Genomic DNA, 20,590 nt, shown 5'->3' with positions numbered 1-20,590 from the left:
GCAGGGTCCTCGAGTCGTTGAACAGCAACGCCCGGTCGTGTGGGCGAGCGATTATAACGTGCGGCCCAGAGCGCCTGGATAATGAAAAACACCGGACTGGCCGGTGTTTTTTCAACTGTGGTTGAGGGGGTTACGGTTGTGCGGCGGGCGGGTACTTCCCGTGGTTTGATACGATCTTGAGTGGCTCCTTGAATTTTGAACCTTTCAAGGGCAGGTCAGGCATGACGCCATTCTGGAGAGGGCCTTTGATCAGGAAAATATTGTCACCCGAGAGCCCCGGGCCGGAAATCTTGTGCAGTGTCCAGCCTTCCGGCAGTTCGGAAGTTCTCAACTCGAAGTAATGAGAGGCGCGTGCCTTCTGTTGCGTGCGACCGCGCAACTTGCCAAAAATACTCTGGGAGAGTTGCTCGTGGGGGAGGCTGCCCGGTGCCAGGTCGGTCACATAGATGCCGTAGTCGGTGCGGGTAAAGTCGCCCAGCGGACTTTGCCGGGTGACAGGCAGGTGCATGTGCAAGGCGGTACCGTATCCACCTCCGCAAATAGCGGCGTATTTGTCCCGGCCCATGTATTTGTACATGAACTCGCTCCACTCCGATCTTGGAATCTCTCGGCTTCTCAGGTCCGGGCAGTGAGGGACACTGTCGAAATGCCGGGTTGTCGCGGGAGGCGATGCGGGGCTTTCAGGTGCGGTGCGTTTTAGCCTTGAAGTCGCGGGTGTGCGTGCTTCATGCAATGTTGTCTCATGAAGTTTTTTCCACGAGGGTGACTGAAATGTGCCTCCTTGCATGTGCAAATAGAATTTACCGCGCAATGCACGACTTGGAAGAATGCTTTCTATTTTTTCATGGTAAAGCGTGAGTTGTCTGGAGGTGAGCGCCGCCCAGGCGTTATCCCGATCACGGACGGCAATGCTCCAGGTCTCGTCCGGACTCTTCACCAGGAATTTTTGCGTGAACACGACATCCGACTGACTATTGGCTTTCTTTTTATAGGCCGCATGTACGTCGACCGAGTTTGCCTCCGGCAGCCGTTTCACCAGGATTTCCGGGCTATCCGAGCCAAGGAAGAAGTCGATCCTGGAAGCGGGTCTGATAGGCAGCGTGTCCTTGAGGGCAACGCAGTCAAGGACTCGAATGGAAAGCACTTTATCGAATGGCAGCGTGGTCGCACGCGGGGCGCGACGAACAGGTAGCGGGCAGCCGTTGTTCTTCTGGAACCTGCTGGTGATGCGGCTTCCTGCCGAGTCAAGTTGCTGTCTGAACGCCTGCCTGGCGTTGTTCAATGCTTCCGTCGCCTGGCCCCCGGCATTGCGGATGTTCTGCCAGAGCTTGTTGGCGGTACGCGCGAGGGTCCGCGGGCTGTACAAGGGAATGGGCGAAGCGGAAAAAATGCTCTCGCCAACGGCATAAGTCAGTTGCAGGCCGCTTTTGCGCAAGCCTTGCCGGAATGCCTGATCCGCCAGGCCCGCGCTGACGCTGCTGCCCACATTATTCAGGGTCTGCCACAAACCGCCAATGGCGGTTCTGCGGACAGTCGCTCCCGCCGAGGTCGTGAGCGTGTGTTGTCCAATGGAAAAAAACGGCCTTTTCAGCCCTTGGCCAAGGGCTGTTTGCAGGCCCGCCCGGACGGCCGTGCCCAATGTCTTGACGGCTGTACCCGCGCCTTTGGCTCCAGGCAGCGCCGTGAGTACGATCTCCAGCGTGAGGCCCAGGTGATCTTCGTTGTTTCGCTCGGCGGCGGGTTTTGAAAAATAGTCATAGAACGGGATAAGCGACAGGAGGTTGAAGCGTTCTCCTCGATTCCGTGCCGGCAGGATATCTTGCTCCTTGGAATAATCGACCTCCCATATCATGGGCGCATCCCATACGGGCGTGATCAGTTTGTCGATTATCTGGTAGGCCGTGCTGCTGGGGTCGCTTGGGCAGAGCCTGCTCTGGTTCAGTCCGGCATGCCATTCGCCGGCTTCCAATCCGACACCGGCGGGGATGCCCGACCTGATCAGCCGGCCTCCAACGGAGGGTGGTTTGGGCAGCAGCATGGCGGAGCGGCTCCAGATATCAATCCAACTGGTCCCCAGCCCTTCATTCGACTTCAGAATATTCAGAAACTGGCGTTGATTGCCTTCCGCGGGTTCGAATTCGACGATGGCCAATGTTCCTGCCTTGTAGAATAACGAGTTGCGTGACGAAGGGGAGAGGATGCGCCAGCGGCCTCGATCAAGGGTATGCAGTTTCAGCAGTGGCAGGTCCTGGAAGATCAATTCGAGCTGCGACTTGATAATGGGGTGGTATCTCTCTCTGTAGTGGGTCGAATCAGTCGTGAACTTTTCGAGGAGAGCGTTTCTCTGGGCTTGGAAATAGTCGTACTGCACGGTGTTCAGGCCGCACAGGAAAGCGTCCAGCATGCTGATGTCCTGATCCCCGAAGCGCGCCTCAGGATCCGTACCCAGGACCCAGAGTTGCGTGCTTGCCATGCTGCGCAGATCCGGCGCCTGCTCATGTTTCACTGACAGCAGATGCGCCTGGTTGCGTTCTTCTGCTTCCTTTGTCAGGTTGAGCCACTCCAGGGCGTTTTCATAACCCCAGGCGCGCGCGGTGGCGGCGGTCTGTTCGCCGAGGATGAGTCCGCTCAACTCACTGAGCGGGTTCTGTGCCGGGGACAGCATTTCGGCGTCGTTCATTGCCTGCGAGTCGATATCGATACCGTTCTGCCTGGCGATATCCTTCGCCATTGTCACCACCTCGGCGATCGAACAGGCCATGGAGGTGCGGGGACTGATTTCGTTCAGCAGCCTTGCCGCCCAGCGCAGGGTGATCGCGGCAGGATCACTTTGATAATTCAGGGTCAGGCTGTTGCTGTCCTGCAGGAACAGCTCCGGGCGTGCACGTTGCAGCAGAAGACCGGCGAGAAAGCTGGCGTGCCCTTCCTGGTCGGTCACTTTCTTGTCCATGAGGCGTTCATGGATGGACGCAATCAACCGCTCCTTGAGGTTTCCCCATGTCTGGCCTTCGGGGCTCGGGACCGTGCCGCAGAGCGCGGGTCCCAGTTGCCAGAGGTCTTGCACCGCTGGCCAGGCGATATTCAGTAGCGTTTCCACGAACAGGTAGGCTTGCTCGCCTGGTGTCAACGCCGTTGGCGTCGAAGACGCGGGGTCGCGTACCATGTTCGCGGCCCATTCAGCGAATTTCGGCATGCCTTGAAGCAGTTGGTAGTGCTCGAGCGTACCCCATGCCGGCAGTGCCTGGATAAAGGTGGCACTCAAGCCGATCTTGTCGAGCAAGCGCGAGGCGAATGCCGGTGTCGAGGCCGTTTCCTTGATGGTGTCCTGCAACTGCTGTCGATTGGCCGCGAAAGTGGCGTCCGGATCTTCCAGAAAGAGCAAGGTTTCGGGCAAGGGAATTTCAGCCGGTTTCGGCGATTCGCTGCCGGGTCTCCAGGCACTGGCAGGGATGTACTGTCGTGTCAGCAGGGTGCTTCTGAAAATAAGCTCCAGCAAATCCGTTTGCGGATCAGCGGCGACCCACGGCGCGATAAAGGCCGGCATCGAGGAAAACCCGTTATCGGCAATAGTCCCCGCGGGGGCTACAAGGCAGCGCACCAGTCGACGAAGAATATCCCAGCTCCCTTCAGCCGATTGAATCCGCATGCCGGTGAAATCTGACAGGAGGACGTGCAGATCGGCTTTGCGACAGAGATACGAGAGTGCCCGGGTGGCGTCATCGATGGTCGGTACCTGTTTCAGCGCCATCAAGGGTGTCGGCGTTATCCCCGTCATATCCTGGTGCATGACCACGTAAGGGTAGAAATCGTAGGGGTAGAGCGCCACGGTAAGGCTATTGATCTGTCCCCAGCGCTCATTGGCCATGTCACGCAGTTTTTCCTCACTGAGCACGCTGGCACAAGGATCCTGGGGAAGGGTTGAAAAAAACGACTCGCCGTTTGCGCCCGACAGAGCCTTGAACGTGCTGTCGACTTGCCTCAGGCCTCCGGCATGGGCGTCCAGTGCGATACGCTGGAGTCCCCGTGCGAAATGAATGTCCACCGGCTCCGCAGCGGGCGGGATCGGCAAGTCCAGCACATCACTTGATTGTCTGTTTTCAGCGCCTTCGATATTTTCCGGGGCGGAGGACCAGAGTTCGCCGTCGATATGAAAAGGCGCCAGCGTATCGTCGTATGACCAGCGGGCCATGGCATAGGCGGTCAATCGCAAGTTGGTCCGGCTGCCGATCTGATTGGAATATTCAGGGATCATTTCCTTGAGCAGTCTGGCCGCGAATATTTGCACGTCCGCACGTTCGAGAAAGTGCAGGCAGCGCTGCAACAGGTCTTTTTCGTCCTTGAAGGGAGTTTTGTCGATACTGCCCAGGTTTTTGCTGATCCAATCACTGAACAGTAAATACGGCTCCCGGTAATTTCCATGTGCCGTGGCTGCATCGACTGCATCCATGAACGCCTCCCGTGATGAATACAAGAGGTTGTTGCGCGCGGAGGCGTACCAGGGAGTTTCAACCTTGCTTGCCGTGTAGAGATGCCCATCGGGCAGGGGGCGTGAGCTGTTTTCTGTCGCGCCGGCGAGCAAGGCTCGCGCCTGGTTGGCGATCTTGATCAGGGGGTGGCTGATGTCGGCCCAGTAACTCTTCGGACCCTCGTAGTGATCATCGGACAGGAAGTTATCGGGCAGGTCGTTTTCAGTCTTGAACAGGCTGAAGGCGTGGGTGAGACCGCTATCTGTCTTGCTGAGCAGTGTGCGCAGAGTGGCCGAGGGCTGGCGGTATTCATCTTTCACGGTGAGTAATGTCGAATGGACGACATCGCTGAGCGATGCTGAAAGACCACCGGTTATACCGGCCTGATCGACCATCGACAGAAAAGAGGCTTCGACGATGGCAATGCAGCTTTCCGCCGTGTATTCCAGTGTCGAAAGTTCGGCCTCGGGTTGTGACTGCGAAGTGACCTGGGTTTGATCTGTTTTCAGGAGTGTCTGTTCATGTTGTGTTGAAATTGTATTCATGGGCGTTCTCTTTTTCTGGTTGTGGCGTGTTGTCTCCAGTTTATGAGTTGGCGAATTTTAATTGAAGGCGTGGGAAGTTGTGCTGTGTTACCGGTTTGCGTGCGAGAGAATATCGAGGAGAGAAAGAAGTTGTTTAGTTGCTTGTAAGATAATATTCGAGAGTCAAGGGCGAGGGCGGCGATAACCACGATCTGGAATACGCACCGGCCAGCGCCGGTGCGTATTCGCGCCCTATTTCATGGAACAATCAAGAAGCAATGAGTTGCCGCAATACATAATGCAGGATTCCCCCGGCCTTGAAGTATTCCACTTCATTGAGCGTGTCGATCCGACACAGCACGTCGATTTTTTCCTGGCTGCCATCCTCACGGGTCAGGGTCAGTGGCAGGTTCATTCGCGGTTGCAGTTCGGTGCTGCTCAGTCCCCCGATACTCAGGGTTTCCTTGCCGGTGAGGTTCAGGCTCTTGCGGTTCTGGTCGAGCTTGAATTGCAACGGCAGTACGCCCATGCCCACCAGGTTGGAACGGTGGATACGCTCGAAACTCTCGGCGATCACCGCCTTGACCCCCAGCAGGTTGGTGCCCTTGGCGGCCCAGTCACGGCTCGAACCGGTGCCGTACTCCTGGCCGGCAATCACCACCAGCGGCGTGCCTTCGGCCTGGTAGCGCATGGCCGCGTCATAGATCGACAGCTTCTCGCCGGACGGCACATGGAAGGTATTGCCGCCTTCCTCGCCGCCGAGCATCTCGTTGCGGATACGGATATTGGCGAAGGTGCCGCGCATCATCACTTCGTGGTTGCCGCGGCGTGAACCGTAGGAGTTGAAATCCCGCGGTTCCACGCCCAGCTCGCGCAGATAACGTCCGGCGGGGCTGTCGGCCTTGATATTGCCGGCGGGGGAGATGTGGTCGGTGGTCACCGAATCGCCGAGCAGGGCCAGCACCCGTGCGTCCTGGATGTCTTCGATCACCGGCAGGGGCCCGGCGATATTGTCGAAGAACGGTGGGTGCTTGATATAGGTCGAGTCCTTCTGCCAGACGTAGGTGGCGGCCTGTGGCACTTCAATCGCCTGCCACTGGGCGTCGCCGGCGAAGACTTCGGCGTACTCCTTGTGGAACATGGCGGTATCGACCTGGGCCACCGCGTCGGCGATTTCCTTCTGGCTGGGCCAGATATCCCGCAGGTACACCGGCTTGCCGTCCCGGTCCTCACCCAGCGGCTCGCGGCTGATATCGATGCGCACGCTGCCGGCCAGGGCATAGGCCACCACCAGCGGCGGCGAGGCCAGCCAGTTGGTCTTCACCAGCGGATGCACCCGGCCCTCGAAGTTGCGGTTGCCGGACAATACCGAGGCGACGGTGAGGTCCGACTGGGTCACGGCCTTTTCAATCGGTTCGGGCAGCGGCCCGGAGTTGCCGATGCAGGTGGTGCAGCCATAGCCCACCAGGGCGAAGCCCAGTTCGTCGAGGTAGCGGTTCAGGCCGGCGGCCTTGTAGTAGTCGGTCACCACCTTGGAGCCGGGGGCCAGGGAACTCTTGACCCAGGGTTTGCGTTTCAGGCCTTTTTCCACGGCCTTCTTCGCCACCAGGCCGGCGGCCATCATCACGCTGGGGTTGGAGGTGTTGGTGCAGGAGGTGATGGCGGCGATCACCACGGCACCGTTCTTCAGCCGGTAGGTCTGGCCTTCGTCGCTATAGTCGACTTCACCGACCAGATCGGCATTGCCCACCGCGACACCGCCGCCGCCTTCGCTTTCCAGGCGGCCTTCGTCCTTGTGCACCGGTTTGAATTGCAGCGCCATGAAGTCGCTGAAGGCTTGCGCGACATCCGGCAACGACACCCGGTCCTGCGGGCGCTTGGGCCCGGCCAGGCTGGCTTCGACGCTGCCCATGTCCAGGGCCAGGCTGTCGGTGAAGGTCGGTTCATGGCCTGGCAGCCGCCACAGGCCCTGGATCTTGCTGTAGGCCTCCACCAGCTGGACCGTTTCGCTCGGCCTGCCGGACAGGCGCAGGTAGTCCAGTGTCACCTGGTCCACCGGGAAGAAGCCGCAGGTGGCGCCGTATTCCGGGGCCATGTTGGCGATGGTCGCCCGGTCCGCCAGGGGCAACTCGGCCAGGCCGTCGCCATAGAACTCGACAAACTTGCCGACCACGCCTTTCGTGCGCAGCATCTGGGTCACCGTCAGTACCAGGTCGGTGGCGGTGATGCCTTCCTTGAGCTTGCCGGTGAGCTTGAAGCCGATCACTTCGGGAATCAGCATCGACACCGGCTGGCCGAGCATCGCCGCTTCCGCCTCGATGCCGCCGACGCCCCAGCCGAGGACGCCGAGGCCGTTGATCATGGTGGTGTGGGAGTCGGTGCCGACCAGGGTATCGGGGAAGGCATAGGTGCGGCCGTCCTCGTCCTTGGTCCAGACGGTGCGGCCCAGGTATTCGAGGTTGACCTGATGGCAGATCCCGGTGCCCGGCGGGACCACGCTGAAATTGTCGAAGGCGTTCTGGCCCCAGCGCAGGAAGGCGTAGCGTTCGCCGTTGCGCTGCATTTCGATATCGACGTTCTGGCCGAAGGCCTGCGCCGTGGCGAACTTGTCGACCATCACCGAGTGGTCGATCACCAGGTCGACGGGGGAGAGCGGGTTGATCCGCTGCGGATCGCCGCCGGCCTTGGCCACGGCGGCGCGCATCGCGGCCAGGTCGACCACCGCCGGCACCCCGGTGAAGTCCTGCATCAGCACCCGGGCCGGGCGGTACTGGATTTCCCGGTCGGAGCTTCGCCTCTTGAGCCAGGCGGCGATGGCCTTGAGGTCGGCGCCGGTGACGGTCTTGCCGTCTTCCCAGCGCAGCAGGTTTTCCAGCAGGACCTTGAGCGACATCGGCAACTTGTCCAGGTGGCCGAGGGACTTGGCGGCAGCCGGGAGGCTGAAATAGTGGTAGGTCTTGCTGCCTACATCCAGGGTTTTAAGGGCTTTCAGGCTATCGAGGGAAGACATGAAATGACTCCTTGGAGGCCCGCACGGCACGGGCCGGGTGGAACGAACAGAGCCTTAAACCTAGCTCCGATTGGGACATCTGGCTAATGACTGGACTCTATGGACACGTCCAAGGTTCCGAACTCGGCTATGATGCGCCGGTTTCTGTGACAGGCTGAGCCCAATGAATACCCTCTTTATGCATTGCCGACCCGGCTTCGAAGGCGAAGTCTGCTCGGAGATCGCCGAGCATGCCGCGCGCCTGGACGTTCCGGGCTACGCCAAGGCCAAGCCCAACAGCGCCTGCGCCGAATTCGTCTGCACTGACGACGACGGCGCGGCCCGTCTGATGAACGGCTTGCGCTTCGCCGAGTTGATCTTTCCTCGGCAGTGGGCGCGGGGGCGTTTTATCGACCTGCCGGAAACCGATCGCATCAGCGTGATCCTCGCTGAACTCGCGGCGGGACCGACCTTCGGCAGCCTCTGGCTGGAAGTGGTCGATACCAACGACGGCAAGGAACTGTCGAACTTCTGCAAGAAATTCGAAGGGCCGTTGCGCAAGGCCCTGACCCAGGCCGGCAAGCTGCTGGAGGATCCCCGCAAGCCGCGCCTGCTGCTGACCTTCAAGAGCGGTCGGGAAGTCTTCCTTGGTCTCGCCGAGGCGGACAATTCGGCGATGTGGCCCATGGGCATTCCCCGGCTCAAGTTCCCCAAGAGCGCCCCGAGCCGCTCGACCCTCAAACTGGAAGAGGCCTGGCACCATTTCATTCCCCGGGACCAATGGGACGAACGGCTGCACAGCGACATGACCGGCGTCGACCTCGGCGCCGCGCCTGGCGGCTGGACCTGGCAACTGGTCAACCGCGGCATGCTGGTGACCGCCATCGACAACGGCCCCATGGCCGAAAGCCTGATGGACACCGGCCTGGTCCAGCACCTGATGGCCGACGGCTTCACCTTCAAGCCGAAACAGCCGGTGGACTGGATGGTCTGCGATATCGTCGAGAAACCGGCGCGCAACGCCGCCTTGCTGGAGACCTGGATCGGCGAGGGGCATTGCCGCGAGGCGGTGGTCAACCTCAAGTTGCCGATGAAGCAGCGCTACGCCGAAGTCCGGCGCTTGCTGGAGCGTATCGAGGAGGGCTTCAAGGCCCGTGGCATCAGGGTCGCCATAGGCTGCAAGCAGCTGTATCACGACCGTGAGGAAGTGACCTGCCACCTGCGTCGACTGGATATGAAAAAAGCTGGATAATGCCGACCTGGTTTCAGGAGTGAAGAATGACCCAGCCCCACGACCCCGCCGTTGACGGCACCCTCGACGCCACCGGGCTGCATTGCCCGGAGCCGGTGATGATGCTGCACCAGCACATCCGCGACCTGCCGCCCGGGGGGCTGCTCAAGGTGATCGCCACCGACCCGTCGACCCGTCGCGATATCCCCAAGTTCTGCGTGTTCCTCGATCACGAACTGGTGGAACAACGGGAAGAGGCCGGCACCTACCTGTACTGGATCCGCAAGAAACTCCAGTAGGACGGTCAACGCCAGGCCACTGAAACCCAGTGACCTGTAGGAGCCGGCTTGCCGGCGATGGCGGCGGTGAATGTTCCATCGCAATCGCCAGCAAGCTGGCTCCTACAGGGTTCGCGGCGATCGAGCCGAATGCATCCGGATCCGTCGGCGCGCACTGCGCACCAGGCGGATCGAGAGCATCAGCGCCGCGCACGACAACCCGACGATCAAACCCTGCCACAGCCCGCTCGGGCCGCTTGGCGCCCCCAGCCAGTCGGTCAGGCCCAGGGCGTAGCCCACCGGCAAGCCGATGCCCCAATAGGCGAACAGCGTCAGGATCATGGTCACCCGGGTGTCCTGATAACCGCGCAACGCCCCGGCAGCCGTCACCTGGATCACATCCGAGAACTGGAACAGCGCCGAATACACGATCAGCATGGTCGCCACCCGGATCACCAGCGGGTCGCTGGTATAGACGGTCGCCAAGTGCTCCCGGAACAACAGCATCAGGCTGGCCGACACACAGCCATAGGCCAGCGCCGTGGCCACCCCTACCCCGGCGGTGAAGCGCGCTTCGCGCGGCTGTTCGCGGCCCAGGGCCTGACCGACCCGCACAGTAATGGCCATGCCCAGGGAGTAGGGGATCATGAACACCAGCGAACTGATGTTCAGGGCGATCTGATGCCCGGCCACCACCGTGGCCCCGAGGCTGCCGATCAGCAGGGCGATCACCGAGAAGATGCTCGCCTCGGCGAACACCGCAATGCCGATGGGCAGGCCGATGTCCAGAAGCCGCTTGATAACCGCCCACTGCGGCCAGTCGAACCGGCTGAACACCTGGCTCGGCCGATAGACCTTGGCCCAGCGCACCCAACCGGCCATGCCGAGCAGCATGCACCACATCACGATCGCCGTGGCCCAGCCGCAGCCCGTGCCGCCCATGGCCGGCACGCCGAAGTGCCCGTAGATGGACACCCCGTGGATGAACAAGTAGTTCAGCGGAATGTTCAGTGCCAGCCCGCACAGGCCCAGGACCATGCTCGGGCGGGTGCGGCCCATGCCGTCGCTGCAGCAGCGCAGCACGTGATAAAGCGCCACCGTCGGCAAACCGGTGCCGATGCCGCGCAGGTAGTCCATGCACGGGCCGATCAGTTCGGGGTCGACCTTCATCAGGTGCAGGACCGGTTCGGCGTTGTACAGGATCACCCCCGCCGCCAGGCCCACCACCAGCGCCAGCCACAGCGCCTGGCGCACCAGCGGGCCGATCTCGGCGGGTGTCCCGGCGCCATGGCGCTGGGCGACCTTGGGCGTGGTCGCCAGCAGGATGCCGGTCATCAGCAGGAACACCGGCACCCAGATCGAATTGCCCAGCGCCACCGCCGCCAGGTCACGCGGGCTGACCCGGCCGGCCATCACCGCATCGACGAAGCCCATGGCGGTATGCGCCAGTTGGGCAATGATGATCGGCAGGGCCAGGCCCAGCAGGTTGCGCATTTCCAGGCGTACCCGGGCCGGGCGACTCAGGAGCGGGGTGTCAGGCGTTGCAGTGAGGCTGTTCACCGATGATGTATCCAGGTATGACGCGAAAAGCCGCGAATTCTACCTGTTGACGGAATAGTCAGGAAATGTCCGGTTGTAGCGCATTTGTAAGGCTCCGATCAGCGGCCGACGCGGTCGCTCGACGCGCGGCTGGCTCTCGGACGCCGACTGCGCCTACACTGCGCCCTCGCCAAAGGAGCCTGCCATGTTGATTGTTGCCGACGAAAATATCCCCTTGATCGATGCCTTCTTTGCCGGCTTCGGCGAGATCCGCCGTCTGCCGGGGCGCGCTATCGACCGGGCGGCGGTGGCCGAGGCGGATGTCCTGCTGGTGCGCTCGGTGACCCAGGTCAGCCGGGAGCTGCTGGAAGGCAGCGCGGTGCGCTTCGTCGGCACCTGCACCATCGGCACCGATCACCTGGACCTGGACTACTTCCAGCAGGCCGGTATTCACTGGTCCAGCGCTCCTGGCTGCAATGCGCGGGGGGTGGTCGACTATGTGCTGGGCAGCCTGCTGACCCTGGCGGAAATCGAAGGGGCCGACCTCGGCGCGCGCACCTACGGGGTGATCGGCGCGGGTGAGGTCGGCGGCCGGCTGATCAAGGTCCTGCGTGGGCTGGGCTGGAACGTCCTGGTCTGCGATCCGCCACGCCAGGCGGCTGAAGGCGGCAATTATGTCAGCCTGGAGCAGATCATCGAGCGGTGCGATGTGATCAGCCTGCACACCCCATTGACCCGCACGGGGGCGCAATCCACCTGGCATCTGCTGGATCGCCGGCGTCTGGAGCAACTCAAGCCCGGTACCTGGCTGATCAACGCCGCGCGCGGCCCGGTGGTGGATAACGCCGCGTTGCGCGAGGTGCTGCTGGCCCGCGAAGACCTGCAGGCGGTGCTGGACGTCTGGGAAGCCGAGCCGGAAGTGGATGTCGCCCTGGCCGAGTTGTGCGTGCTGGGCAGCCCGCATATCGCCGGTTACAGCCTCGACGGCAAGCAACGCGGGACGGCGCAGATCTATCAGGCGTTCTGCGCTTTCATCGGACAGGCCGCCAAGGTCCATCTCGAGGACCTGTTGCCCGAACCCTGGCTGGCTCAGGTCACCCTCAATGCCGGCAGCGATCCGGCCTGGGCCATGGCGATGATCTGTCGCGGTGTCTACGACCCGCGACGCGACGATGCGGATTTCCGCCGCAGCCTGGCCGGCAGCGTCGCCGAGCAGAAAGTGGCGTTCGACCTGCTGCGCAAGAACTATCCCGAGCGCCGGGAAATCGAAGGCTTGCCGGTGAAGATCAACGGCGACGACGAAGGGCTGCGCAAGCTGGCGCTGGCCCTGGGTGCCGTTGTGCTGTAAGCGGGAAATCGGGCAGAAAAAACCCGGCGTCAAGGGCCGGGTCAAGGAAGAGTTCGGGCTGTCAGTCTTGCTCGGCAGGCTTGACCAATCGTTGTTCCAGTTCGCGGCAGGCGTCCTGGATCATTTCTTCGGTGATCGGGACTTCACGACCCTCTGCGTCGATAATCGCGCAGCCCAGTTTCTGGGAGCAGGTACGAATCACCGGAATCTCGTTGGTGCTGTTTTGCAAGTCCATGGCCTGTCTCCTCACTCAGGTTTCGTCGTCAGGTTCAGTTAAAGGTTATATTCGTCGCATGACCAGGCTGTTACAACAGGCTACAGGCAAGGCGACGGCACCAGTGCAGCAGAAACCGTCCGACGCCGCCAGAGAGGCTTTAGACCAATAGTCTCTAGGGATTAGCATGCACGGTCATAATTAATCCGATTGATTGCGTTTTGCACAAGTTCCTTCCCGGTTCGGTGTAGGCTCTGTCTTCATCGCCTAATGGATTCATTGCCCATGCTCTCTGCCCGCCATCGCCGCGCCATTCGCCTGGCCAGTCGTTTTGTCGCCCCTTATCGCTGGCAGGCGGTCGGCGCGCTGCTGGCGTTGATCGTCACCGCCGGCATCACCCTGTCCATGGGCCAGGGCATCCGCCTGTTGGTGGACAAGGGCTTCATGACCCAGTCGCCGCAGTTGCTCAACCAGTCCATCGGCTTGTTCATGCTGTTGGTCCTGGGTTTGGCGGTGGGCACCTTCACGCGGTTCTACCTGGTGTCCTGGATCGGCGAGCGGGTGGTCGCCGATATCCGTCGGCAGGTGTTCAACCACCTGATCTACCTGCACCCGGGGTTCTACGAGAACAACCGCAGTTCGGAGATCCAGTCGCGCCTGACCGCCGACACTACGCTGTTGCAGTCGGTGATCGGCTCGTCGCTCTCGCTGTTCCTGCGCAATGCGCTGATGGTCATCGGCGGGGTGGTGCTGCTGTTCATCACCAACCCCAAGCTCACCAGCATCGTGGTTATCGCCTTGCCGCTGGTGCTGGCGCCGATCCTGGTCTTCGGGCGCCGGGTGCGCGGCCTGTCGCGCCTGAGTCAGGATCGGATTGCCGATGTCGGCAGCTACGTCAGTGAAACCCTCGGCCAGATCAAGACGGTGCAGGCCTACAACCACCAGGCCGAGGACGAACAGCGCTTCGCCGTGACTGTCGAGCAGGCGTTCCAGACCGCCCGCAAGCGCATCGTGCAGCGGGCCTGGCTGATTACCCTGGTGATCGTGCTGGTGCTGGGCGCGGTGGCGGTGATGCTCTGGGTCGGCGGCATGGACGTGATGGCCGGGAAGATTTCCGGCGGCGAACTGGCGGCCTTCGTGTTCTACAGCCTGATTGTCGGCAGCGCTTTCGGCACCCTCAGCGAGGTGATCGGTGAGTTGCAGCGGGCCGCGGGGGCGGGGGAGCGGATTGCCGAACTCCTGCAATCAAGCAATGAAATCACCGCGCCGGTGGTCGGCGGCGTGAAGTTGGCCGAGCGGGTCAGCGGCAACCTGGTGCTGGAGAACCTGCGCTTCAGCTACCCCTCGCGCCCGGACAGCCATGCCATCGACGGCCTGAGCCTGACGGTCAGGGCCGGGGAGACCCTGGCCCTGGTCGGTCCGTCGGGTGCGGGCAAGTCCACCGTGTTCGACCTGTTGCTGCGTTTCTACGACCCGCAGCAGGGCCGCCTGCTGCTCGATGGCCAGCCCTTGACCGCGCTGGACCCGCAGGACCTGCGCCGTTGCTTTGCGCTGGTCTCGCAAAGTCCGGCGCTGTTCTTCGGCAGCGTCGAGGAAAACATCCGCTACGGCAACCCGGCCGCCAGCGACGCCCAGGTCCGCGACGCGGCGCGCATCGCCCACGCCCACGAGTTCATCGAAAAAATGCCCGATGGTTACCGCACGCACCTGGGTGACGCCGGCCTGGGGTTGTCCGGCGGCCAACGGCAACGGCTGGCCATTGCCCGGGCCTTGCTGGTGGACGCGCCGATCCTGCTGCTGGACGAGGCCACCAGCGCCCTCGATGCCCAGAGCGAACACCTGATCCAGGCGGCGCTGCCGAGCCTGATGCAAGGCCGTACCACCCTGGTGATCGCCCACCGCCTGGCCACGGTGCAGAACGCCGATCGTATCGCGGTGATGGACCAGGGCAAGCTGGTGGCGATTGGCACCCACGCCGAGCTGATCGCGAGCAACCCGCTGTATGCGCGGTTGGCGGCGTTGCAGTTCAATGCGCGGGGGACGGAGTCCGTGGCGGGGGAAGCAGCGGGTGATCCTGTACCGACCAAGTAGTACGTCATGAAAAACGGCGCCCGCAGGCGCCGTTCGGCTGCTACACCGCCGGACTCAGCGGTATTCGCACAGATAAGCGGTGTCCACGGCGACTTTCAGCTGGAACTTGCTGTTGGCCGGAACGTTGAAATGGCTGCCGGTTTCGAAGGTTTCCCAGGTGCTGCTGTCGGGCAGCTTGACGGTCAGTTTGCCGGAGACCACGTGCATGATCTCGCGCTGGGCGGTGCCGAACTCGTATTCGCCCGGGGCCATCACGCCGATGGTGGCAGCGCCTTCGGCTTGTGCGAAGGCAATCGACTTGACGGTGCCGTCGAAGTACTCGTTGACTTTAAACATGGGCGGTTCCTCGAAATGAGCTGAAAAATTGGGTCGGCCAGTATGCCCAAGTTCCTGTGGGCGCGGCAAACCCGGATGGCTCGACGCGCCACGCCCGATCGCCGCGGCCGGGCATCACGCCAGCAGGCTCAATGGCAGCAGGCGCGCGGTATTGCGTGCATCCTCCAGCGCCCGGTGCTGCTGGCCGTTGAATTGCAGCCCGGCCAGTTGCAAGGCGCCGTTCAGGCCCAGCGGGCGCTCCAGGCGTCGCGCCTTGGCGAAGCGCTGCTTGAGGTTGATATGTGGCACCTGGCCCAGGGCGCTCGACAGGCCGTGTTGCCGCCAGTCCTGTTCCAACTGCCGACGGTCGTAGTCGCCCCAGCTGACCCAGCCTTCCAGCGGGGCCTGGTGCCGGGCCAGCCAGCGTTCGAACAGTGGCCAGACCTCGCCCAGTGGCGCGGCACCGTCGATCTGGGCCTGGGTAATGTGGGTCAGTTCGCGGCAGAAGGGGGTCAGCAACGGTCGGCGCAAGGGCCTGACAAAACGCTGGAAGTGGTCCAGCTCCCGGCCTTCACGGTTGACCAGGGTGGCGCCGATTTCGATGATCTCCATCTCGGTCACCGGCCAGCCCCCATCGTCCGTCGTGGCTTCCAGATCAATCACCAGCCAGTGGGGCATCGCAAGCTCCGAATACAGCATCCTAGTCGGGCTCAAGCGTAGCCAAAGGCGCCGGATCCGCCTAGATGCTTATTCGACTTCCAGCAAGATCTGGCGGTTTTTTACCTGATCGCCCCGGGCAACCCGCACCTGGCGGACCACACCCGCCCGCCCGGCCTTGAGCGGATGCTCCATTTTCATGGCTTCCAGCACCAGCAGCGCCTGGCCTTGGCAGACCTGGCTGCCTTCGCTGACCAGCACCTGGACAATGGCGCCGTCCATGGGGGCTGTCAGCGTGCCGCAAGCGGCGCTCTGCGAGGCTTGTACCGGCGCGAGGGTGCAGTCGCGCAGGTGCAGGCTGCCGGGGCCGGTGAAGAGCCACAGCTGGTCGCCGTCGAGGCGATAGGCGTAGCGCCGGACCACACCGTCGATCTGTGCCCGCACCCAGTGCGCATCCCGCGCCAGCACTTGCAGCTCGATGCGTTCATCGGCCCGTTGAATCACCAGCGCTTGTCCGGGGCCGTCGGTGAGCAGCAGGTCGAAGCGGGTTTCTTCCAGCGCCAGTCGATACGGGCGCGGGACACTGGCGGTGTTGCGCCAGCCGGAGAGTCCGGGTGGATGCTGGTCAGCCGTCTGCTGATAGAACAGCGCGGTGGCCAGGGCCAGCTCGATCGTCGAAGGAACGTAGGCTTTCAGGCTCGGATGATCGCTGAAGTGTTCGTCGATAAAGGCGGTACTGAAGCGGCCCTCGATAAAGCCCGGATGGGCCAGCAGATTGGCCAGCAGCCGCTGATTGCTGGCAACGCCCAGCAGCACGCAATCCTCCACCGCCCGCAACAACTTGCGCCGGGCTTCTTCGCGGGTCGCGCCATGGGCGATCAGCTTGCCCAGCAACGGGTCGTAGAACGGGCCGATGGTCTGGCCCTCCACCAGGCCGTGGTCGATCCGTACGCCCGCCGTCAGTGCCGGCGCCGGCTCCCAGCCGAGGACCTGCCCGGTCTGGGGGAGGAAGTCGCGAGTCGGATCCTCCGCATACAGGCGCACTTCAATGGCATGGCCGTTGAACACGACCTGCTCCTGGCGCAACGGCAGCGGCAGGCCGGCGGCGACGTTGATCTGCCAGGCCACCAGGTCCAGGCCGGTGACCATTTCGCTGACCGGGTGTTCGACCTGCAGGCGGGTGTTCATCTCCAGGAAATAGAACCGGCCGTCAGCGTCCAGCAGGAATTCCACGGTGCCGGCGCCGACATAGTTCACCGCGCGAGCGGCTTTCAGTGCCGCTTCAGCCATGGCCTGGCGCTGTTCGACGGTCAGCACCGGGCAGGGGGCTTCCTCGATGACTTTCTGGTGCCGACGTTGGATCGAGCAGTCGCGTTCGCCGAGATGGATCAACTGGCCATGCTGGTCGCCGAACAGCTGGATTTCCACATGGTGCGGTTCGATCAGTGCCTGTTCCAGGATCAGTTCGTCGCAGCCGAAGGCGCTCAGCGCTTCCGAGCGGGCAGCGCGCAGTTGTGGCGCCAGTTCCTCAGCCCGGTCTACCCGGCGCAGGCCGCGTCCGCCGCCGCCGGCGCTGGCCTTGATCATCAGCGGATAACCGAGGCGCTCGGCCTCACGGGCGAGGCTCGCGTCATCCTGCTCGGCGCCCTGGTAACCGGCGATGCACGGTACGCCGGCGGCGAGCATGGCGATTTTCGACAGGCGCTTGCTGCCCATCAGGGCGATGGCTTCGGGGCTGGGGCCGATAAAGGTCAGGCCGGCGTCCAGGCAGGCCTGGGCGAAGGCGGCGTTTTCCGAGAGCAGCCCGTAGCCGGGATGCAGCGCGTCGGCGCCGCTGCGGCGGGCGGCGTCGAGCAGGGCGGCACCGTTCAGGTAGGACCGGGCGACCTGGGGCGGACCGATGCACACCGCCTCGTCGGCCAGTTGCACATGGCGGGCCCGGGCATCGGCTTCGCTGAAGACGGCGACGGTGCGATAGCCCAGGGCCTGGGCAGCGAGGATGATCCGGCAGGCGATTTCACCGCGGTTGGCGATGAGGATCTTGTGGAAGGCCGGCATGGGGCTCATCTTCTGGCACACCGGCAGGCCACTCACCGCCTTTTCCCCGGCAGGCTGCCCATCAGCTTGCAGATGATCCCCAGCATGATCTCGTCGGCACCACCGCCAATGGACACCAGGCGCATATCGCGATACGCCCGGGCCACCGGGTTGTCCCACATGAAGCCCATGCCGCCCCAGTATTGCAGGCAACTGTCGCTGACCTCCCGGCCCAGGCGCCCGGCCTTGAGCTTGGCCATGGAGGCCAGTCGGGTGACGTCCTGCCCCTGGATGTACTGCTCGGTGGCCTGGTAGACCAGCGCCCGCAGGCATTCGATCTCGGTCGACAGCTCCGCCAGGCGGAAGTGGATCACCTGGTTGTCGATCAGCGGCGCGCCGAAGGCCTGGCGCTCCTTGCAGTAGTCCAGGGTACTGTCGACGCAGTACTCCAGCCCCTTGATCATGTTCGCCGCGCCGAACAGCCGTTCCTCCTGGAACTGCAACATCTGCATCATGAACCCCGCACCTTCCTGACCGATGCGATTGCGTTGGGGGACGCGCACGTTGTCGAAAAACACCTGGGCGGTTTCCGAACTGCGCATGCCGAGTTTGTCCAGGTGCGGGCTCAGGCTGATCCCGGGGCTGTCCATCGGCACCATGATCAACGACTTGTTCAGGTGTGGCGGGTCGTCCGAGGTGTTGGCCAGCAGGCAGATGAAGTCGGCGCTGGGGGAGTTGCTGATCCACATCTTGCTGCCGTCGATCAGGTAGTCGTCGCCGTCCTTGCGCGCGCGGGTCCTGAGCCCGGCGACATCGGAGCCGGCAGCCACTTCGGAAACGCCGATGCAGCCCACCTGTTCGCCACGGATGGCCGGACGCAGGAACTGCTCGCGCAGTTCATCGGAACCGAAGCGTGCCAGGGCCGGGGTGCACATGTCGGTCTGCACGCCGATGGACATGGGAATCCCGCCGCAATGGATGGCGCCGAACTCTTCGGCGGCAACGATGGAGTAGCTGTAGTCCAGGCCCAGGCCGCCGAAGGCCTCCGGTTTGGAGATACCCAGCAGGCCCAGCTCACCGGCCTTGCGGAAAATCTCGTGGATGGGAAAGCGTCCGGCCTTCTCCCACTCGTCCACATGGGGATTGATTTCGCCTTCGACGAACTGGCGCACCGTGCGCCGCAGGGCTTGGTGTTCCTGGGTGAAGATCATTGCCTTGTTCTCCGTGATCGTTGATCAGAACCGTGCCACGCCAAAACTATTGGGGTGTAGCTGACGAACCTCGGCTTCGTGGCAGATATCCAGCAAATAACCCAGCAGCGTGCGGCTGTCCCGGGGATCGATCAGGCCGTCGTCCCACAGGTTGGCCGTGCCGTAGAGTGCGGTGGACTGGCTGTCGAGCTTCTGCGCGGTCAGCTGTTCGAGCCCGTCGAGCAGCTTGGCATCGGGGACCAGGCCGTCCTTGAGCTGGCGGGCCTCGGTGACGATCCGCAGGACCTTGCCGGCCTGGGCGCCGCCCATCACCGCGGTGCGGCTGCCCGGCCAGGCGAAGATGAAGCGCGGGTCCAGGCCACGGCCGCACATGGCGTAGTTGCCGGCGCCATAGGAGCCGCCGACCACCAGGGTGAGTTTCGGCACCCGGGCATTGGCCACCGCCTGGATCATCTTCGCCCCGTGCTTGATCACCCCCTGTTGCTCGGCCTCGGTGCCGACCATGAAGCCGGTGGTGTTGTGCAGGAACACCAGGGGCGTGCGGCTCTGGTCGCAGAGCTGGATGAACTGCGCCGCCTTGCTCGCGCCCTTGGGGGTGATCGGGCCGTTGTTGCCGATCAGGCCGCAGGGCCGGCCCTGGATCTGCAGGTGGCCGCAGATCGTCTGGGCGTCGAACTCGGCCTTGAATTCGAGAAAGTTCGAGCCGTCGGCCAGCCGGGCAACGATCTCGCGCACGTCATAGGGTTTTTTCGGGTCGTCGGGGATCAGTCCGAGCAGTTCTTCGATGGGGTAGAGCGGTTCGGTCCAGGTCCTCGCGGGGGTGACCGGCAAGCGCTGGTTCCAGGGCAGTTGGGCGATGATTTCCCGGGCGATGCGCACGCCGTCGGCGTCGTTTTCCGCCAGGTACTCGGCGGTGCCGGCCACCTGGGCGTGCATTTGCGCGCCGCCCAGTTCCTCGTCGCTGGCCACTTCACCGGTGGCGGCCTTGAGCAGTGGCGGGCCGGCCAGGAACAAGCGGGCCTTGCCGCGGACCACCACCAGGTAATCCGACAGTCCCGGCTGATAGGCCCCGCCCGCCGTTGCCGAGCCATGGACCACGGTGATCTGCGGCAGGCCCATCGCCGACATGCGCGCCTGATTGGCGAAACTGCGTGCGCCTTCGACGAAAATCTCCGCCGCGTAGTGGAGGTTGGCGCCGCCGCTCTCGGCCAGGGTGATCACCGGCAGTTTGTTTTCCAGGGCGATCTGTTGCAGGCGCAGGGTTTTTTTCAGGCCACTGGGGGAAATGATCCCGCCCTTGATCGCGCTGTTGTTGACCACGACCAGGACCCGCACGCCGCAGACATGGCTGATGCCGGCAATCAGGCCGCCGCCGGCCAGGCTGCCGTCCTTGTCGTCATGCAGTTTGTAGCCGGCCAGGCTGGCCAGTTCGAGAAAGGGCGCGCCAGGGTCCAGTAGCAGGTTCAGCCGTTCCCGGGGCAGCAACTGACCGCGGCGGGCGAATTTCTCCCGCGCACCGTCGGCCTTGTCCAACAGGTTGCGTTCCAGCCGGCGGATCTGCTCAAGGCCGTCGAGCATGGCCTGGCGATGCCGGGCGAAATCCTCGCCGTGGCCATCGAGTCGGGATTCGATCACGGGCATGCCGGACTCCTTGGCGCCGGGTCGGCGTGCGGTTTGGATCTGAACGTGG

The 20,590-nt window shown here is 63.1% G+C and carries 12 protein-coding genes and 3 pseudogenes; 4 read left to right on the top strand and 11 right to left on the bottom strand.

The features are described from left to right. Nucleotides 1–130: 130 nt before the first annotated feature. Together UCMB321_RS06015 and acnA are read right to left on the bottom strand one after the other, a co-directional pair. A complete protein-coding gene (locus tag UCMB321_RS06015; RefSeq protein ID WP_040064628.1) occupies nt 131–5,011 on the bottom strand; it encodes a hypothetical protein in 4,881 nt (1,626 codons plus the stop codon). A 247-nt stretch (nt 5,012–5,258) separates the two neighbouring features. Further along, the gene (acnA, locus tag UCMB321_RS06010) at nt 5,259–8,000 is read right to left on the bottom strand and encodes an aconitate hydratase AcnA (protein ID WP_040064627.1); all 2,742 of its coding nucleotides are present in this window, start codon (nt 7,998–8,000) and stop codon (nt 5,259–5,261) included. A gap of 163 nt (nt 8,001–8,163) precedes the next feature. Between acnA and rlmM the strand changes: the two genes are divergently transcribed. Together rlmM and tusA are read left to right on the top strand one after the other, a co-directional pair. Beyond that, entirely contained in the window at nt 8,164–9,231 is a 1,068-nt protein-coding gene (gene rlmM, locus UCMB321_RS06005; RefSeq protein WP_040064626.1) for a 23S rRNA (cytidine(2498)-2'-O)-methyltransferase RlmM, read from the top strand. Between the two features lie 26 nt (nt 9,232–9,257). Further along, nucleotides 9,258–9,509 (top strand): sulfurtransferase TusA, encoded by a 252-nt coding sequence (tusA, locus tag UCMB321_RS06000; RefSeq protein WP_040064622.1) that lies wholly within the window; start codon nt 9,258–9,260, stop codon nt 9,507–9,509. A gap of 102 nt (nt 9,510–9,611) precedes the next feature. Here the strand turns inward: tusA and UCMB321_RS05995 are convergent, their stop codons facing one another. After that, nucleotides 9,612–10,982 carry an MATE family efflux transporter gene (locus tag UCMB321_RS05995; RefSeq protein WP_209437132.1) on the bottom strand — a complete coding sequence of 457 codons (1,371 nt, stop codon included), beginning with the start codon at nt 10,980–10,982 and terminating at the stop codon, nt 9,612–9,614. 250 nt (nt 10,983–11,232) lie between these two features. Between UCMB321_RS05995 and pdxB the strand changes: the two genes are divergently transcribed. Beyond that, on the top strand, nt 11,233–12,375 hold the full coding sequence (gene pdxB, locus UCMB321_RS05990) for a 4-phosphoerythronate dehydrogenase PdxB (protein WP_040064619.1): 1,143 nt from the start codon (nt 11,233–11,235) through the stop codon (nt 12,373–12,375). 61 nt (nt 12,376–12,436) lie between these two features. On the opposite strand, the gene UCMB321_RS31020 is transcribed toward pdxB, so the two are convergent. Further along, a complete protein-coding gene (locus UCMB321_RS31020) occupies nt 12,437–12,610 on the bottom strand; it encodes a PA1571 family protein (protein WP_040064618.1) in 174 nt (57 codons plus the stop codon). 264 nt (nt 12,611–12,874) lie between these two features. Between UCMB321_RS31020 and UCMB321_RS05980 the strand changes: the two genes are divergently transcribed. Then, nucleotides 12,875–14,680, top strand: coding sequence for an ABC transporter ATP-binding protein/permease (locus UCMB321_RS05980; RefSeq protein WP_052451082.1), 1,806 nt, complete (start codon nt 12,875–12,877; stop codon nt 14,678–14,680). Nucleotides 14,681–14,734: 54 nt separating this feature from the next. Here the strand turns inward: UCMB321_RS05980 and ppnP are convergent, their stop codons facing one another. From ppnP to atuC, 7 genes and pseudogenes are all read right to left on the bottom strand, one after another. Continuing rightward, nucleotides 14,735–15,016, bottom strand: coding sequence for a pyrimidine/purine nucleoside phosphorylase (gene ppnP / locus UCMB321_RS05975; protein ID WP_040064616.1), 282 nt, complete (start codon nt 15,014–15,016; stop codon nt 14,735–14,737). Nucleotides 15,017–15,130: 114 nt separating this feature from the next. Then, a complete protein-coding gene (locus UCMB321_RS05970) occupies nt 15,131–15,673 on the bottom strand; it encodes a 3'-5' exonuclease (RefSeq protein WP_040064847.1) in 543 nt (180 codons plus the stop codon). Between the two features lie 69 nt (nt 15,674–15,742). Beyond that, nucleotides 15,743–16,069: pseudogene (locus tag UCMB321_RS31700) on the bottom strand (acyl-CoA carboxylase biotin carboxyl carrier protein subunit); the annotation flags it as partial. Further along, nucleotides 16,055–16,252, bottom strand: a pseudogene (locus tag UCMB321_RS31970) (3-methylcrotonyl-CoA carboxylase); the annotation flags it as partial. The pseudogenes UCMB321_RS31700 and UCMB321_RS31970, both read right to left, overlap by 15 nt. Next, nucleotides 16,237–17,710: pseudogene (locus tag UCMB321_RS05965) on the bottom strand (acetyl-CoA carboxylase biotin carboxylase subunit); the annotation flags it as partial. The pseudogenes UCMB321_RS05965 and UCMB321_RS31970, both read right to left, overlap by 16 nt. 32 nt (nt 17,711–17,742) lie before the next feature. Continuing rightward, nucleotides 17,743–18,900, bottom strand: coding sequence for a citronellyl-CoA dehydrogenase (gene atuD, locus UCMB321_RS05960; protein ID WP_040064612.1), 1,158 nt, complete (start codon nt 18,898–18,900; stop codon nt 17,743–17,745). 24 nt (nt 18,901–18,924) lie between these two features. Next, nucleotides 18,925–20,541, bottom strand: a complete 1,617-nt coding sequence (gene atuC / locus UCMB321_RS05955) for a geranyl-CoA carboxylase subunit beta (RefSeq protein ID WP_040064611.1) — start codon at nt 20,539–20,541, stop codon at nt 18,925–18,927. Nucleotides 20,542–20,590: the final 49 nt, after the last annotated feature.

It is taken from the genome of Pseudomonas batumici, from assembly GCF_000820515.1.
GTDB classification, from domain to species: Bacteria; Pseudomonadota; Gammaproteobacteria; order Pseudomonadales; family Pseudomonadaceae; genus Aquipseudomonas; species Aquipseudomonas batumici.
The sequence above is the reverse complement of the archived record's forward strand: the minus strand, read 5'-3'. Positions and strand labels throughout refer to the sequence as shown.